The organism is Oenococcus kitaharae DSM 17330 (genome assembly GCF_000241055.1).
GTDB lineage: Bacteria > Bacillota > Bacilli > Lactobacillales > Lactobacillaceae > Oenococcus > Oenococcus kitaharae.
Window position 1 is genome coordinate 688,922 of sequence record NZ_CM001398.1, and the last position, 16,164, is coordinate 705,085.

The following is a 16,164-nucleotide window of genomic DNA, read 5'->3' on the forward strand; positions in this document are numbered from 1 at the left end:
GGGCCATTTATGAAAAACTAAGCCAACGTAATTAATTGATCAATTTCTGGCCGAATTTCTTCATGTAATTGATGAGTAACAAAAATAACAGTCATATCTTGCAAGCTTAAGAATTGCTTTTCTACTTGAATAGCACTTTCGCTTTTCAAACTGTTGGTGCCTTCATCGACTAGCAGAATTTGTGGATTCCGTAATAAACCCCGGGCCAGCGCTAAACGCTGTCGCTGGCCACCAGAGAAGAGCTGACCTTTTTCGCCGACTGAACTATCCAAGCCTTGTTTTTGAGCCATAACGAAGTCAAATAGGTCGCTGCGTTTGAGTGCCTGGAAAATGGCATCATCAGAGAATTTTTCGCCAAGGGTCAAGTTATCACGGATGGTGCCGTTGAAAATATAGGGAATCTGATCAACATAAGTAATGGTTTTTCGCAGCTGTTCTGAGGAGAGATCCTTTAATTCCTGGCCGGCAATTTTGACACTACCACTATAATTCAGCAGTTTACCAGCTAGAATATTCAGCAGAGTCGATTTACCAGCGCCAGATTCACCTGTAATAATGACTTTGCTATTCAAAGGAAGCTTGATCGAAACCGGCTTCAAAGCTATTTTATCCTGATAGCGGTAGCTCAGATTTGTCAGATTGATAGTGGCGTCTGCTAGAGACTTAGTGCTTTGATTGCTGGTATTGAGGCTGGTATCGACACCCAGATGATATTTAGCAAACAAGGGATTCAGGGATTTGACAGAAGTCAGCGTTGGACCTAAGTTAGCTAAGCCGTTAAAGACGTTTGAGGCCAAGGCACCGGTTGATAGAATTGATCCGATCGGCGTCAGACGTGCTAGTGCTAAGGCACCAGTCCAGGCAATTGTAATCAGTTGACTACCGGCGTTTGCCAAGACGCCAATTGACGTGGCAGCTGCTTGTGTACGTCCCAGTTGAACTTTTTTGGTCTGCGGCAACCGGCCGCTTTTATCGACGTGATTGATAATTCGCTGCGTCAGGTTATATGCAAACAGTGTGTCAAAGCCATGCAGCGTGTCGTTGACCGAGGCTGCAAAATTTTCGTTGGCCTGCGAAGTTTCGACGCTGGCTTTCTTCAATTTTTTCTGCATCAATTGTGGGGCAAAAATAGTGACGACCGACAGCAGCAATGTTAAGACGACCAGTGACCAATGGAAAGACAGCAGGGCGATGATTGAGAAGATGGCATCCAGAGAAACAGAAATAATATCGAAGAAAACACTAAAACCGCCGTTTTCGATCATTGTCACGTCGTTCATCAGCCAAGATGAGTAATCGTCTGAATTTTTGGCATGAAAACGGCTGTATGGCAGACCAGAAATTTGCTGGCTGATATCATGCCGCAAAGACAGGCTCATCTTTTGTACCAGTCTTGCCCGCAGACTATACACGACATAGATCAAAAAAGCGAAAATTACCCAGGTCAAGATCGCCAGGCCTACCAACAGCAGAAATCGGTTTCGTTGGAAACTGATCAAGCTGTTCAGCAAATAGGTATTAATTAAAGCCGCCGCTACTTTGCTACCGGACATCAAGGCAATCAGGAAAACACAAAACAGTGTCCAAGCCCATTGTTCTTTTAAATATTTGCTCATAACGTCATTCCCCGGATTTCATTTTTTTATCTAATAATATGATATGTACGTATCGAGATAATTGTTTATTATATTAACACAGACGCGAATGAATGAACAGGATAATTTTAAATTGTGAGATTGTTTGGACTGATTAAATTGAAAATCGCGGGTGCTTATGAGAGAATAGCCCAAACGGTATTGGCAAAGGACGGAACATGTTTAAGTTTTTGGTTCACACACCAGCAAGTTTGTTATTTCTTTAAGAAAACTATTTTCTAAATTAAATAACAATAAGGTGGGTAACACTCATGAATTTAACTCAGTATTTACGTGAGTTCTCCAAACAGAACGGTTTTTTGTCTGCGTTTCTGGTTCTCCGAGATTTTGTTCTCATGCTGGCAGGTCTAGCTTCGGCTAACGCTCTAACAGCCTTGGTCCATCTGCATTTGCAATCTTTTCTGATCTGGATGCTGTTGGAAATAGCCGCTTATACTTTTTACTGTTTCAGCCTCTACATTCAGGATTACTATTCTTCTAAAATTATCCAGCGCATGGATACGGCTATCCGTCGTGATATTGCTAAACGCATTTCGCAAAGCAGTTATCAGGATTATCATGCTAGAAACGACGCTGTTTATACCTCTTGGATGACCAATGATATCAACACGATTAATCAAAATGGTTTTAATAATTTTTACGATCTTGTTGATAACACGGCCAATATTGTTTTTGGTGCGGCAGCCCTGCTTTTTTATCACTACTCTTTTATTGTGACTGTGGCAATGCTGTCGGTGGCGACTTTGCTGGCGCCCAATGTTTTCAAAAAGAGACTGGACCGGACTTCTTTAGAAATGACACAGGGATCAGAAAAATTGACCGATCAACTGACCGACACATTAGAAGGCTTTAATCCTTTATATATGATGAACCTCACGCGCAGGATTGTCGCCAAGGTCTTGACAGCTTCTGATCATTTAGCCGACAAAAATAACCACTATGCAAAAATTTATGGCACGATGTCGGCTTCGGTGAATGGCATTAGTGTGGCCAGTCAGCTGATTGTCGTGATTCAAACGGGTATTTTGGTCTTTTTGAAGTTAATCCCAATTGGTTCAATTGTCGCTACGGAAAATTTTGCCGGTAGTGTGTTTTCCGGCATTACCGGTAACAGCCAAACGCTGATTGCCATGAAAGCAACCAGGCCGATCTTTGACAAATTCAGACAGCTGCCTGTCCAGCAACAGCAGTCTAGTAGGTCGGCCGCAACTTTGCAGCAAAGCATCCAATTAAAAGATGTTAGTTTTTCTTATAAAAATCAGCCCATTCTCAAGCAGGCTAATCTTGTTTTAGAAAAAGGTCATAAATACGCGCTCATCGGACCCAGCGGTGCTGGTAAATCAACGCTGCTGAATTTGCTGAACACAAAGCTGACGGACTATCAAGGCAGTCTCTTATTCGATCATGATAATTATCAGAATCTAAGCTCAGCGTCGATTCGCGAACAAATTTATTATCTGGATCAGGATCCTTATATTTTTAATGACAGCTTGGCCAATAATATCACGATGGGCCAAGAAATCGGGGACGATCTTTTAAATCACGCCGTTGAAGAGGCCGGCCTGCAGCCTTTGATTGACCAGCTGCCCGATGGTTTAGCCACACAATTATCTCATGATGGCGCTGACCTCTCAGGTGGGCAGAAACAACGGATTGTGTTAGCCCGCGGCCTGCTTTCTGGCCGATCCATTTTTCTCGTTGACGAGGGTACCTCGGCCTTAGATCGAAAATCGGCTGATCAAATTGAAGATAGCCTGATTCATAACCCGAGAATCACGTTGTTGATGGTGACACACCACTTGAGGACAGCAACTGCTGAGCACTTGGACCAAATTTATATCCTTCAGGATCATCATGTTTGTCTGAAGACGATTTAACGAGGAGGCCTGTGTATAGCGGGTCTTTTCTTTTGAAAAAATCTCTTAATATATCAACGATCCCAACAAAAAATCCGCTGTTCATAAACAGCGGATTTACTATTATAGAAGTTTATCGAGTACCAGAGAAAGATTCAATTAGACATTTAATGGTGATAGTCTCTTTTGCCTCAGGTATTCCAAGCCGCCAAACACGAGTGTCCAAATAACTGCGCCGACTGCTCCAATCATATCTTGCGGGACGAGGAACAAACTAATGAAAATAATCCCGAAAAATGCAATTGTCAATGGACTGGTCAGATGATAGGCAGGCATCAAGAAGCCGTTCGGCAGGAAGTCTTGAGATTCGCGGTATTTTCTGTGTGCCAGCATCGTCAGTGTGTAGACAATGATGTACATGTCGCTAGAGATACCAGTGACAATTGTGAAGACTGAGTCAATTGTGGTCGTTAAACTCATCAAGGGTGTAATCAAGACCAAAGCTGCAGATAGGATAATAGCCGCAGCGGGGACGCCGTTCTTAGAAATCTTCGCGAATGTCTGATACATCCAAGAATTTTCCGGCACTTCAGTTGCTAATTGATAGAAGTGACGGCCAGCCGAGAAGATGCAGCTATTTAAGGATGAAGCAGCCGATGTTAAGACAACAAAATTAATTGTCGCTGCTGCTGCCGGGAATCCTGCTAGTCTGAATACTTGGACAAATGGACTGCTGGTAGGGGAGAGAGATGTCCATGGAATAATACCCATAATCACGATCAAAGCGCCTATATAAAAGAGCAGAATTCGGAGTAGTGTCTCGTTGACCGCTTTTTTGATAACTGCGTGGGGTGTTTTAGCCTCGCCAATCGTGATACTAACAAATTCAATACCTTGAAAGGCGAAGAACACCATGGGAAAAGCAGAAATAAAATTAAATCCGCCGCGGGGAAACAAAGTATAATTTTGCAAAATATTTGATAGCGATGCATGGCCGAGCGGTGTCGCTGCATGACTGGTCATCATGAAGATACCTGTGACGATCATTGCCAGAATGGCGATGATTTTGATCATGGCAAACCAAAATTCCGCTTCACCGAAGAGACGTGCAGCGATTAAATTGACTGATGCCAATACGCCTAGAAAAACCAGTTCCACGATCCAGGAAGGTATATTAGGGAACCAGTATTTGACATAACTGGCAGTCGCTGTTAATTCTGCCATACAAACAAAGACTAAGCCGATCCAGTAAGTCCAGCCTGTGAAGTGGCCGGCTGTTGGGCCTAAATAGCGTGATATAAAAGACACAAAAGTATGTTGAGATGGGTCGGAATAAAACATTTCTCCGATGGCTCGCATCATTAGGAAGAAAAACAGGCCGAGAATCACGTACACCAATAGTACCGATGGCCCCGTTTTACTAATCGTGCTGCCGGATCCCAAAAACAATCCTGTTCCAATCGTGCCGCCTATAGCGATCATCTGCACATGGCGATTGCTCAATGCACGCCGTGTGCCATCTGGGTTCTTAACAATTTTCGATTTCATCATGGTCCTCCTAAAATAAAAGATAAGTAAGTCCACCAACTTAGATAACTTTTATTTAAGCTAGGTTGTATGATCAAATGACACGTTCATTCATTATTATGTAAGCTTATCTAACATATTTTGTTTCTTTTTATATGATGGGCGATGTCGTGTTCTGTTATAGGAAATAAAAAGTAGCCACACATAGCTGAATAATGGATTTGACTTGATGTACACTCCAAGTATTACACTATGTATCGCTGAGAGAAAGGCGGCTATATTAAGCTGGCGACGAAAAAAATGTGCCAGTGCTGCTGCTAGCAACAATCAGCTGTGTGTCTGTCTCATACAAATTTGAATAAATATAACGGAGGTATTAAAAATGACAAAAAATGTTCTCATCATGGCCGCCAATGGCCAAATTTCACAATTAGTCGAAGAAGGTCTTTTAAATGGCAGTCAGTTCTCTGATGTTCATTTAACATTATTTGCACGCCAAAAAAGTCGTTTAGCCAGTAATTCGCGAGTCACTTCGATCACGGGCAGTTTGGACAATCCGGCTGATGTCAAACAGGCGATTGCTGGCCAAGATATTGTTTTCGTCGGTGTTGTTGACCATACACCTGATAATCATCAAACACAGAATGTCGTTGATGCCATGAAAGCGGCTGGTGTTCAACGCTTAATTTATGCGAATGTGCTCGGTATTTATGATGAAGTGCCTGGCGCATACGGTAGATGGAATAAGAGCGCTATTGGCAGCGGGCTGGCATCAGCACTTAGATCCGATCAGATCATGGAGCAGTCAGGTCTCGCCTATACGACATTGCGTCTGCCTTGGTTAAACGATCGTGAAGTCAAATACGAAATTACGCATAAAGACGAACAGTATCTGGGTGTTTCTGGATCACGGAAAAGTATTGCAGACGTTGTTTTGCGAATAATTGCTGATCCGGACTTTTTGAAAAACGATAGTGTTGGCATTGCTGATCCGGCCACGCAAGGACAGACCCGTCCGGTTTATTAACTATCAAAAACTAATTGAACATTTTTTCACTTGTGAAAAAAATTAAATTCTGTTTGACAATACAATTAAAATATATTTTTCACTATCAAATAAATAATATAAAATATTTGTAAAAAAACATGAAATTTTGAATGTTTTTTGGAAAAATTTATGTCCTAATATTGATTGACAAAAATTCCTGACATCGCTATGCTGGTCTATCATGGAGGTTTTTATAATTGAGTAAATACGATAAACTTTTCGAAAAAATCACATTAGGCAATGGCACGGCAGTTCAAAACCGATTTATGCTGGCACCCATGTGTGACGATTCTTCTAATGGCGGCAAGGTAACTGATCAGCAGGTTGAATATCTGCGGATTCGCGCAGCAAACGTCGGCGTGGCCGATACGGGCTATGCTTATGTGAATGATTCTGGGATCCAGATTCAGGGTCAATTAAGTGCAGCTCACGATGATGACATTCCCGGTTTGACTAAACTGGCAGCTGCGATGAAGGCTGGCGGAGCCAAAGCTATTTTGCAGTTTTCTCATGCAGGCCGAGATGCGATGGGCTCGCAAAAATATGGGAATCGTGTCTATGCGCCAAGCAAGGTCGATTTTCCTTGGGTTCATTATGACTTTGATGAAATGAGCCAAGCCGACATCGAGCAGGTGCTGGATGATTATAAGAATGCGACAAGGCGCGCGATCGAAGCTGGATTTGATGGGATTGAAATCCATAACTGCAACCACGATTTGCTGCAGCAGTTCTTCTCTACCTATTCAAATCGCAGGACTGATAAGTGGGGCGGCTCATTGGAAAAACGGATGGCTTTTCCATTAGCCGTATTGAAAAGTCTGAAAGAGGCTGTTGCTGAAGCTGATAAATCTGATTTTATTATCGGCTGGCGTATCAGCCCTGAAGAGCGTCATGGCGATTCAGTTGGATATGATGTGGATGATATGATCGCACAGACTAAAGAAGTCCTCAAAGTCGGAATTGATTATTTGAATCTGTCGTTGAATTTGGCCGCTGGCTACAATAATGCCAAACGCCCAGATTACAACGCTGTTCCAGTTGGACATACGAAAAGATTCGCTACTATTTTCCGCGAACTAGCCGGTAACGTACCAGTCTATGTCGGCACAAATATTTTCACTGCTGACCAGGCCATGGATGCTGTTGATGACGAGAAAGGCGAATCCGGTGTCTATGTTGGCCGTGAAATGCTGATTGACCCGGAATTTGTTCTTAAGATCAAAGAAAATCGTGAAGATGAGATCGTTCGAACGACTACCATTCAGCACTTAAAGGATGTTAAACTGCCTGATGGTTTCGTTGACAATTATGCTGATACCGATGGTTCGACACGCAGCGTTTCCTATCGTAAGGGTATTCCGCTCCCAGGATTGGATTAAAAACAAGTATTTAGCTGCTGTAAGTTTTTGATTAAAGACAACGCCCTAGACAAGGCTTGTCTTTTTTTGTGCTTGTAATCGGCCGTAGTTTGTCATAATTAGTTTAGAGACTAATTGACGTTCTTGAAAGTAGGTACAACATGAAAAATGCTAATAAAAATACATCCGGGCAAAAGAGTTTGGATGAAATAAACGGCAGTATCAAAGTACCTCAGAACGCTAGTTTTTTCCGTACCTTGCTGGCTTATACAGGCCCCGGTGCCCTGATTGCAGTTGGATATATGGATCCTGGAAACTGGATCACGTCTATTGCGGGCGGTGCACAATTCGAGTATGTATTGTTATCTGTGATTCTTTTGTCCAGCTTGATTGCAATGCTTTTACAATCAATGGCCGCCAAACTCGGCATCGTGACCGGCAAAGACCTCGCTCAGCTGACACGGGATCGGACATCAAAAAAAGTCGGCTTTATTCTGTGGGTGATTACAGAATTGGCTATCATGGCGACCGATATTGCCGAAATTATTGGGTCCGGTATTGCTTTACGCTTGTTATTTAATATCCCGATCATCATCGGAATTCTGATTACCGCTGCTGATGTTTTGCTGCTGCTGGTTCTGACTAAATTAGGTTTTCGAAAAATTGAAGCCATTATTGTCACGCTGATCACCGTGGTGCTGCTGGTCTTTGCTTATGAGGTTTTCTTATCCCAGCCGAATATCGCCAAAGTAATTCAAGGTTATTTACCAACAGAACAGATCGTGACAAACACGCCCATGCTTTATTTGGCATTAGGTATTGTCGGTGCGACGATTATGCCGCATGATTTGTATCTTGGTTCTTCTATTTCTCAGACGCGTGCCATTGACCGCGAAGACAAAAAATCTGTCGCTAAAGCCATTCGTTTTACAACCATCGATTCCAATCTGCAGCTGACAATTGCTTTTATTGTGAACAGTTTGCTGTTAGTCTTGGGTGCGGCACTTTTTTACGGTACCAATAGTGATGTCGGCCGCTTTGTCGATTTGTTTAATGCCTTGAATAATAGTCAGATTGTTGGTGCGATTGCCAGCCCGGTATTGAGCATGCTTTTTGCGATTGCCTTATTGGCTTCCGGACAAAGTTCGACAATAACAGGTACCTTGGCCGGACAGATCATTATGGAAGGTTTTATCCATTTACGGATGCCATTGTGGGCTCAACGCTTGCTGACACGTTTATTCTCGGTAACACCGGTCTTGATTTTTGCGATTATTTATCGCGGCAGCGAAGCACGTTTAGAAGAACTGCTGACCTTTTCACAAGTTTTTTTGAGCATCGCCCTGCCTTTTGCGGTCGTCCCATTAGTTATCTACACGAACGATGAAAAATTGATGGGTTCTTTCAAAAATAGCGCTTGGGTCAAATGGGCAGCCACGATTGCGACGATCGTTCTGATTATATTGAATGTTTACTTGGTATTTCAGATTTTTTAATCGGAAACAAATTTCCGAAGGTGACTTTACTGTTTTTCATTAAAAAATGTGTGAAACTAATTCTATGAAGATTATTAATCCTAAATTAATCATTTCGGCCGTTGCCCCAAAACAATACCCAGACGGTCAGTTACCAGAGGTCGCTTTTGTCGGCCGGTCCAATGTCGGCAAATCGACTTTAATCAACACTTTGCTGCAGCGTAATGGTTTAGCGCGTACCAGCAGCCAGCCCGGAAAGACGCAGACTTTGAATTTTTATAACTTGGACGAAAAACTGTATTTTGTCGATGTTCCTGGCTATGGTTATGCCAAAGTCAGTAAGGCGCAGCGCGAACAATTCGGCCAGATGGTCGAGGCTTATCTCAGCAGCCGTAAACAATTGCGTGGGGTTGTCAGCTTGATGGATGCTCGGATGGAACCAACCGAAGACGATAAACTCATGTACAATTGGCTGGCCTATTATCAAGTGCCGATTTTAGTGGTTGCGACAAAAGCCGATAAAGTGGCTCGCGGCAAACACAACGCAGTCGAATCCCGCATTAAAAAAAGCCTGAATTTTCAGCCCCAATTCAGTTCACTAGCCTTGTTTTCAGCGGTTGAAAAATTCGGCAGCCAGGAAATCTGGGACTGGATTCAGAAACAAAGTGGCGTTGTCTGAGGCAGGCTGAGTTCCTACGATCGCAGCTTATAATTTCCAAACTTGTATTGTCAAATCATTGATTTCGGCTTTTGAGCCGTTCTCTTGATAATCGTTAGTCAAGAGAAGTTTGGCTTGATTGAAATTTACATAACTGATTTTTGTTTTTAAATCTATTTTTTGACCCGATGCATTTAGAGCAATCAGAAAATCATGATCCAAGGTATAAACAATCAAAGATTTTGTGCCGCTATCCCAAAACTTAACCTGCCGATCAATGTCATCGTAGCGGGTTAAGTGCAGCTGAGTCGTGGATTTTCTAAAATTAATCAGCTGTGTCAGAAATTCAATTGATTTGTGCTGTTTTGATAACTGACCCCAATCAAGGGCATTCACAATATCTGGTGCATTGTAAGAATTAGCGTTGCCATGTTTGGACCGTAAGAATTCCTGACCGGCAGCGATTAACGGAATGCCTTCTGACAAATAAATAATGGCAGTAGCGAGTGTATCTCTCAGATAATGATGATATGGATCGTCCTGCGGATTCGTTAAAGATAATTTGTCGTTTAAAGTCAAATTATCATGAACTTCAACATATTGGATCAGCTGCGCAGCGTTTTGATAACTGCCATTGCTTGCGTGCCCAAGGATAGATGCCTTTAATTGCTGGTTGGCTGAGAGCTGATAGGGGCCGTTAACAAAACCGCCTTTTTGGGAGTCGCCATCGCCCTTCACGGCGTCACGCATTTGATCGGAGAAGAATGCAATTCCGGGTAGGACATCGGCATTTTGTTGTGTGGCTCTGAGTTTTTCCGGCAGGGCCGTATTCATGTTCCAACCCTCGCCATATAATAATATTTTTGGGTCGATCTCATCCATCGCATGGCGAATTTTGGTCATTGTATCAACATCATGGATACCCATTAAATCAAAACGAAAACCGTCAACGCCAAAATTTTTAACCCAATAACACACGCTGTCAATCATAAATTTTTGGAACATGGCACGTTCTGAAGCGGTATCGTTGTTGATGCCGCTGCCGTTTGAGAGGCTGCCATCAGGATTATGCCGGAAATAATAACCCGGTACTGTCGCGTCAAGGCTTGATTGATCAACTAGGAAAACGTGATTGTAGACAACATCCATAATCACACCAATACCTTGGTCGTGGAAACCCTGAATCATTTCTTTTGTTTCGATCAGCCTGCAATAAGGATCATTGGGATTGCTAGCGTAGGAACCTTCTGGCACGTTATAGTTTTTTGGATCATAACCCCAATTATATTTTGACGATGGATTATTTTCGTCAACAGTTGCGAAATCAAAAAAGGGTTGTATCTGTACATAGTTAATACCAATCTGTTTCAAATAATCGATCCCGGTTGCCTTAGAAGAGGCGGGATTTGTACTGCCAGTCTGAACAGCCCCTAAATATTTTCCTCGAAACTGCTGATCAATCCCGGAACTAGGGCTGGTCGTAAAATCACGAATATGAAGTTCATAAATCAGAGCATCAACGGCTTGATCAACTCGTTTAAAACGGCTGGAATGAAAATCAGCCGGATAACTTTTGGATTGATCAATAACCACAGAACGATCGCCATTTACTGTCACTGCAAATGCATAGGGGTCTCGGCTTTCTGTGATGCGGCCATTTTTAAAAGATAGACGGAAATTATAGATCATCTTGTCGTGGTCGCCTGCCAGATAAAGTATAAAAATGCCTCGTTGTTTGTCTGATCCGCGTTGCATATGATAAACAGTGCCATCGAGCATTGGCTGTTTAGCATTCCCGTAGACGATTAAATCTACTTTAAGGGCAGTTGGAGCCCATAATTTAAAGCTAGTGCCGGTAGCTGTGTAATGTGCACCCAAATCACTGCCTTTGTATTTAAATTTGTTATCGAATGCTTCTGATTGAATTTCTGAGAATAGGGATACTTCTGTTGTCATTTGAGATCCTTTATAAAAATGGCGGAATCATAAGGCTGAAGGCTGATCTGCTGGCTGAGGCGAGCATTTGGAAAATTGCTGATTAGTAATCGCCAAGAACCGCAGAGTAGAGATTCAGGAAGCTCAAAAAGTGCTGGCGTATCAGTTAAATTAGCGAAAATGAAAGCCATTTGTTTTTCTGATTTTCGTACGAACGCCATGACTTGCGGGTCTTCAGCTTCGACTGCTGTAAACTCCCCTGTGTGCAAAGCACTCTGATCATGTCGCAAGCGAACCATGCGGCGATAATAATTTAAGAGTGAATTTTTCTGTTGATCCTGGGTAGCTGCGTTAATTTTTGTAAAGCTAGGATTGATCTCTATCCAAGGCCTGGCAGTCGTGAAACCGGCATTTTTAGTGTCGTCCCATTGGAAAGGCGTACGGCTTTGATCGCGATTCCATAATCGCAGATCAGCAAAGATTGTTTGCTGATCTTTTCCGGCCGCCAGCTCCGATTTAAAACGCATCTGAGCCTCTGGGTCATTGATTTCCTGTATATTCTTGAACTGGAAACTCGGAATTCCGATTTCATCACCAAAGTAGATAAAAGGTGTGCCCTGCAGTGACAATAAAATTGTCGCTAAGGCCTTGCCGGATTTCGCACTTTTATCATCTCCCCAATTCTGTAAAGCACGCGGTGTATCGTGATTGGAAAGATAGGGGCTTCCCCAACCGTATAGGCGCAATGCGTTTTGCCAATGAAAAACTGTTTTCTTAAAAACTTGAAAATTTCCTTTACTGCGGCCTTTTGAATCGATGCCATCATGGGCATTTTGTTCAAGCTGAAAAATGGAATTAAAATAGCCGTCACTGCCAGTCCATAGTTGTGCTTGAGAAGCACTCACGCCATTAGCTTCACCAACTGTAAAAATGGGGTATTGTTGAAAAAGATTTTTCAATAATTGCAGGTATTCTTGTAAGCCGGTCACATTCGTATGCACGCGCCAAGGATCACCGCCATTTTCTTTGCTTATGCTGGACATGGATTGGCCGAAAGGCATTTTTTTGAGGTGCGAAATGGCGTCCAAACGAAAACCGTCGATGCCTAGATCCAGCCACCATTTAATGGCAGATATAACCTCATTTCTCAGTTTTGAATTCTGCCAATTCAAATCCGGCATTTTAGGATTAAAAATGTGAAAATACCATTGTTTTAATGCCGGCACAAAAGTCCATTCCGACTGGCCGTCCCAATTGTGCCAATCGTTAGGTACTTGATCGGCTAAACCATCCTGCCAAAGATAATAATCATGATAAGGATTGTCCCTGGATTTTAAAGCCTCTTGAAACCATCGATGCTGGTCGGAGGTATGGTTGATGACCAGATCCATGATTAAATGAATATTGTTCTTATGGAGTTTGGCTAACAATTCTTTGAAGTCTGATAGGCTGCCAAATATAGGGTCGATGGATGTGAAGTCAGAAATATCGTACCCATTGTCAACTTTGGGAGACTTGTATATTGGATTTAACCATACCAAATCAACACCAAGTTTTTTGATGTAATCAATCCGATCGATAATGCCGCGCAAGTCGCCGACACCATCATTATTTGAATCTTGGAAACTCATTGGATAGATTTGGTACCCAATTGCGTTTTGCCACCAAGTACGTGATTGGTCGCTTGTCATTTACTGATTATCTGCTTTCATGATTATAAATCCCTCCGGGAAGATTTCGAGCTGTTTGTCCGACCTAATATGGTAACGATTGCCGATCAAAATATCTGATTCAGAGATGGCAATATTATGATTTGCTAGGGACCAAGTTTTTTGGTTGCCATTGAAGAAACTGCCGATTTTTTTCTTCCCTAATAAACGCCCAAAAGCCAGTAAACGATTCTCGACCGGAACTTTGTCCCAAAAGATTTTCCCCTCAGACAAAATTTGCCAGTTATCATGGCGCAGCGCAATCAGCCGTTTCATAAAATCGTACATATTCAGATCTTGCTGCTGTTTGTCCCAGACCATTGGCCGACGACAATCGGGATCTTCTTTGCCGGCCATGCCATACTCACTGCCGTAATAAATATCCGGTGTGCCGGGTTGCAAGAAAAGAAAGGCAAAGGCAGATTTGACCAGATTCATGTTGCCCTTAGCACGTGTCTTGATACGCATCGTGTCATGCGAATCCAACAGGTTAAACATCGCCTCGTTCGTTTGGTCGCGATAGTTCATCAAGCGGTCATTATATTGAGAAACTAATTGGCTGGCGGTAATATCTTGATCTACAAAATAATGGTTAACATCAGATGTTAGACCATAATTCATGACTGAATCCATTTGATCACCGTTCAGCCAGGGACCAGCGCTATGCCAAATTTCACCTACGATGAACACTTCAGGATTAATGGATTTGATTTTGCTACGGAATTGACGCCAAAAATGATGGTCAACTTCGTTTGCCACGTCTAAACGCCAGGCATCAATTTGAAATTCTTTGGTCCAATATGCGGCTGCACCGATCAGGTAATCCTGAACTTCGGGATTAGCCGTATTCCATTTAGGCATATCCTTGGTAAATGCAAAACTTTCATAATTTTTATCGGGCCGATAAGCAAGCTCCGTCTCGTGGAAATGGATAGGAAAATCATGAATCACAAACCAATCAGCAAAAATCGACTTTTGACCGTTTCGCAAAACATCTTGCCACTGTGCACTTTCATCCCCGCCGTGATTAAAAACGGCATCCAGCATAATTTTCATACCATGGGCGTGAACAGCATCTACTAATTTTTTGAAAACGTTCTTGTCGCCAAAAGTCGGGTCTATTTCCAGGTAATCGCTGGTATTATATTTATGATTGCTGGGAGATTTAAAGATGGGTGTCAAATAAATGCCATTGATACCCAAATCAGCTAAATCGTCCAGGTGATTGATGATTCCTTGCAAATCGCCACCATAGAAATCTTGGCTGCTGGGTTGATTGTCACTCCAGTCCTTTGTCACCTTGGAGTCATTATCATGATTGCCATCAGAAAAACGATCTGGAAATATTTGGTACCAAATCGTTTTTTTGACCCATTCGGGACTCATGACTCGGTCGATTTCATGCATATAAGGCAGGCGAAAATAATTCGTGGCAACATCTGAGCGGGCACTAGGACTGTCAATAACCAACCCGCGATCACCATATAAATATTGATTGTCTGAAAAATCTTCCACTAGAAAACCGTATGCCGGTAAATGCCCGATTGGCTCTTCAATGGTGGCTGTCCAATAATCAAAATAATCAGACGACAGGTACTTCTGCATGGCACTGCCATCGCCATCGTACCAGTGTGTGTATGAGCCTTCAACAAAATTGCCATATAGGAGCGACACTTTTTTAACATCACCAGCTGCGGTGCGTAATCGTAATCTCAGATGGTCTCGATCACCATATAAAAAAGCGTATTCTGAATCTGTCCTGTGGTAAACAGCTGCTGTGTTCATTAAATAATCCTCTTGTGATTTCCCTGCCCATCAAAAAAATGTGCCTTATTAAGATCCATAGCTAAAGTGATAGTCTGTCCAACTTTGGCGTTATCGCGTTGGTTCACTTTTACAACAATATTTTTACTTTTCTGGCTATTGACATGCAGCAAAGCTGTTTCGCCTAATAATTCCGAAAGTTCGATTTGAGCTGTAAAAACAGCTTCCTTATATGCCTGTAAGGCAATATCTTCAGCGTGTATATCTTCTGGCCGGATTCCGAAAAAAATATCCTTTTTGTCATAACCAGCTGCATCCAGCTGCTTAGAAATACCCTTTGGTAATTTGAATTTAATCCCTTGCTCATTATCGACGGTTCCGTTATCATAAATTACTTTAAAGACATTCATTTCTGGGCTACCGATAAATGTCGCCACAAATAAATTGGCAGGATAGTTGTACATGTCTTCAGGACTAGCCACCTGTTGGATATTGCCGTGATCAATTAAGACGATCCGATCTGCTAAAGTCATTGCCTCTGTCTGATCGTGAGTCACATAGATCGTTGTTGAACCGATCTTTTTGTGCAAGTCGGAAATGTTTGAGCGGGCCTGCACTCGCAATTTAGCGTCTAGATTTGAGAGCGGTTCGTCCATCAATAGAATTTTGGATCCGCGTACAATCGCGCCAGCAATCGCGACACGTTGTCTTTGGCCGCCTGATAGATCAGCTGGTTTTCGATCCAGGAAATCATCCAATCCTAAGATATTCGCCGTTTGTTTCACGCGCTGATCTAATTCCACTGAATGAATTTTGGCGATTCGCAAAGGGAAAGCAATGTTTTCGTAAACAGTTAAATGCGGATAAAGCGCATAGTCCTGAAAAACCATCGCGATTCCTCGATCTTTTGGCGGAATATCATTCATCCTTTGGCCATCAAAATAAAGATTTCCGCGCGAGATTGAATTAAGCCCGGCAATCATTCGCAGTACTGTGGATTTTCCGGATCCTGATGGGCCGACGAAAACAATAAATTCCTTATCATGGATTTCTAGGTTGTAATCACTGATCGTCGCGGTACTTTGGCCTGGATAGATTTTTGATATGTGTTCGAGTTTAATTTCCGGCATCTTCCAATACTCCTCATTTGATAGTTTATATGAAAGCACTTACTTATAC

Annotated in this window: 11 protein-coding genes; 5 read left to right on the forward strand and 6 right to left on the reverse strand. The window is 42.5% G+C overall.

The annotated features are described in order from the left end of the window. Nucleotides 1–17: 17 nt before the first annotated feature. Nucleotides 18–1,616, reverse strand: a complete 1,599-nt coding sequence (locus tag OKIT_RS03445) for an ATP-binding cassette domain-containing protein (protein ID WP_007745357.1) — start codon at nt 1,614–1,616, stop codon at nt 18–20. A 290-nt stretch (nt 1,617–1,906) separates the two neighbouring features. On the opposite strand from OKIT_RS03445, the gene OKIT_RS03450 reads away from it, so the two are divergent. Continuing rightward, a complete protein-coding gene (locus tag OKIT_RS03450) occupies nt 1,907–3,532 on the forward strand; it encodes an ATP-binding cassette domain-containing protein (protein ID WP_007745359.1) in 1,626 nt (541 codons plus the stop codon). Between the two features lie 138 nt (nt 3,533–3,670). Here OKIT_RS03450 and OKIT_RS03455 read toward each other — a convergent pair whose 3' ends face one another. After that, a complete protein-coding gene (locus OKIT_RS03455) occupies nt 3,671–5,059 on the reverse strand; it encodes an amino acid permease (RefSeq protein ID WP_007745362.1) in 1,389 nt (462 codons plus the stop codon). 361 nt (nt 5,060–5,420) lie between these two features. Between OKIT_RS03455 and OKIT_RS03460 the strand changes: the two genes are divergently transcribed. The 4 genes from OKIT_RS03460 to yihA all read left to right on the forward strand — a co-directional run bounded on the left by OKIT_RS03460 (nt 5,421) and on the right by yihA (nt 9,598). Then, a complete protein-coding gene (locus OKIT_RS03460) occupies nt 5,421–6,065 on the forward strand; it encodes an NAD(P)H-binding protein (RefSeq protein WP_007745363.1) in 645 nt (214 codons plus the stop codon). Between the two features lie 218 nt (nt 6,066–6,283). Beyond that, nucleotides 6,284–7,465, forward strand: coding sequence for an oxidoreductase (locus tag OKIT_RS03465; protein WP_007745364.1), 1,182 nt, complete (start codon nt 6,284–6,286; stop codon nt 7,463–7,465). 140 nt (nt 7,466–7,605) lie between these two features. Further along, nucleotides 7,606–8,940 carry an Nramp family divalent metal transporter gene (locus tag OKIT_RS03470; protein ID WP_007745365.1) on the forward strand — a complete coding sequence of 445 codons (1,335 nt, stop codon included), beginning with the start codon at nt 7,606–7,608 and terminating at the stop codon, nt 8,938–8,940. A 64-nt stretch (nt 8,941–9,004) separates the two neighbouring features. Next, the gene (yihA, locus tag OKIT_RS03475) at nt 9,005–9,598 is read left to right on the forward strand and encodes a ribosome biogenesis GTP-binding protein YihA/YsxC (RefSeq protein WP_007745366.1); all 594 of its coding nucleotides are present in this window, start codon (nt 9,005–9,007) and stop codon (nt 9,596–9,598) included. A 27-nt stretch (nt 9,599–9,625) separates the two neighbouring features. On the opposite strand, the gene pulA is transcribed toward yihA, so the two are convergent. From pulA to OKIT_RS03495, 4 genes are read right to left on the reverse strand one after another with little or no spacing between them, the layout of a single operon-like run. Continuing rightward, a complete protein-coding gene (pulA, locus tag OKIT_RS03480; RefSeq protein WP_007745368.1) occupies nt 9,626–11,533 on the reverse strand; it encodes a type I pullulanase in 1,908 nt (635 codons plus the stop codon). Further along, nucleotides 11,530–13,203 carry a glycoside hydrolase family 13 protein gene (locus OKIT_RS03485; protein WP_007745370.1) on the reverse strand — a complete coding sequence of 558 codons (1,674 nt, stop codon included), beginning with the start codon at nt 13,201–13,203 and terminating at the stop codon, nt 11,530–11,532. Before OKIT_RS03485 ends, pulA begins: the two co-directional genes overlap by 4 nt. After that, entirely contained in the window at nt 13,204–15,006 is a 1,803-nt protein-coding gene (locus OKIT_RS03490; protein WP_007745371.1) for a glycoside hydrolase family 13 protein, read from the reverse strand. Further along, on the reverse strand, nt 15,006–16,115 hold the full coding sequence (locus OKIT_RS03495; RefSeq protein ID WP_007745372.1) for an ABC transporter ATP-binding protein: 1,110 nt from the start codon (nt 16,113–16,115) through the stop codon (nt 15,006–15,008). Before OKIT_RS03495 ends, OKIT_RS03490 begins: the two co-directional genes overlap by 1 nt. Nucleotides 16,116–16,164 lie beyond the last annotated feature (49 nt).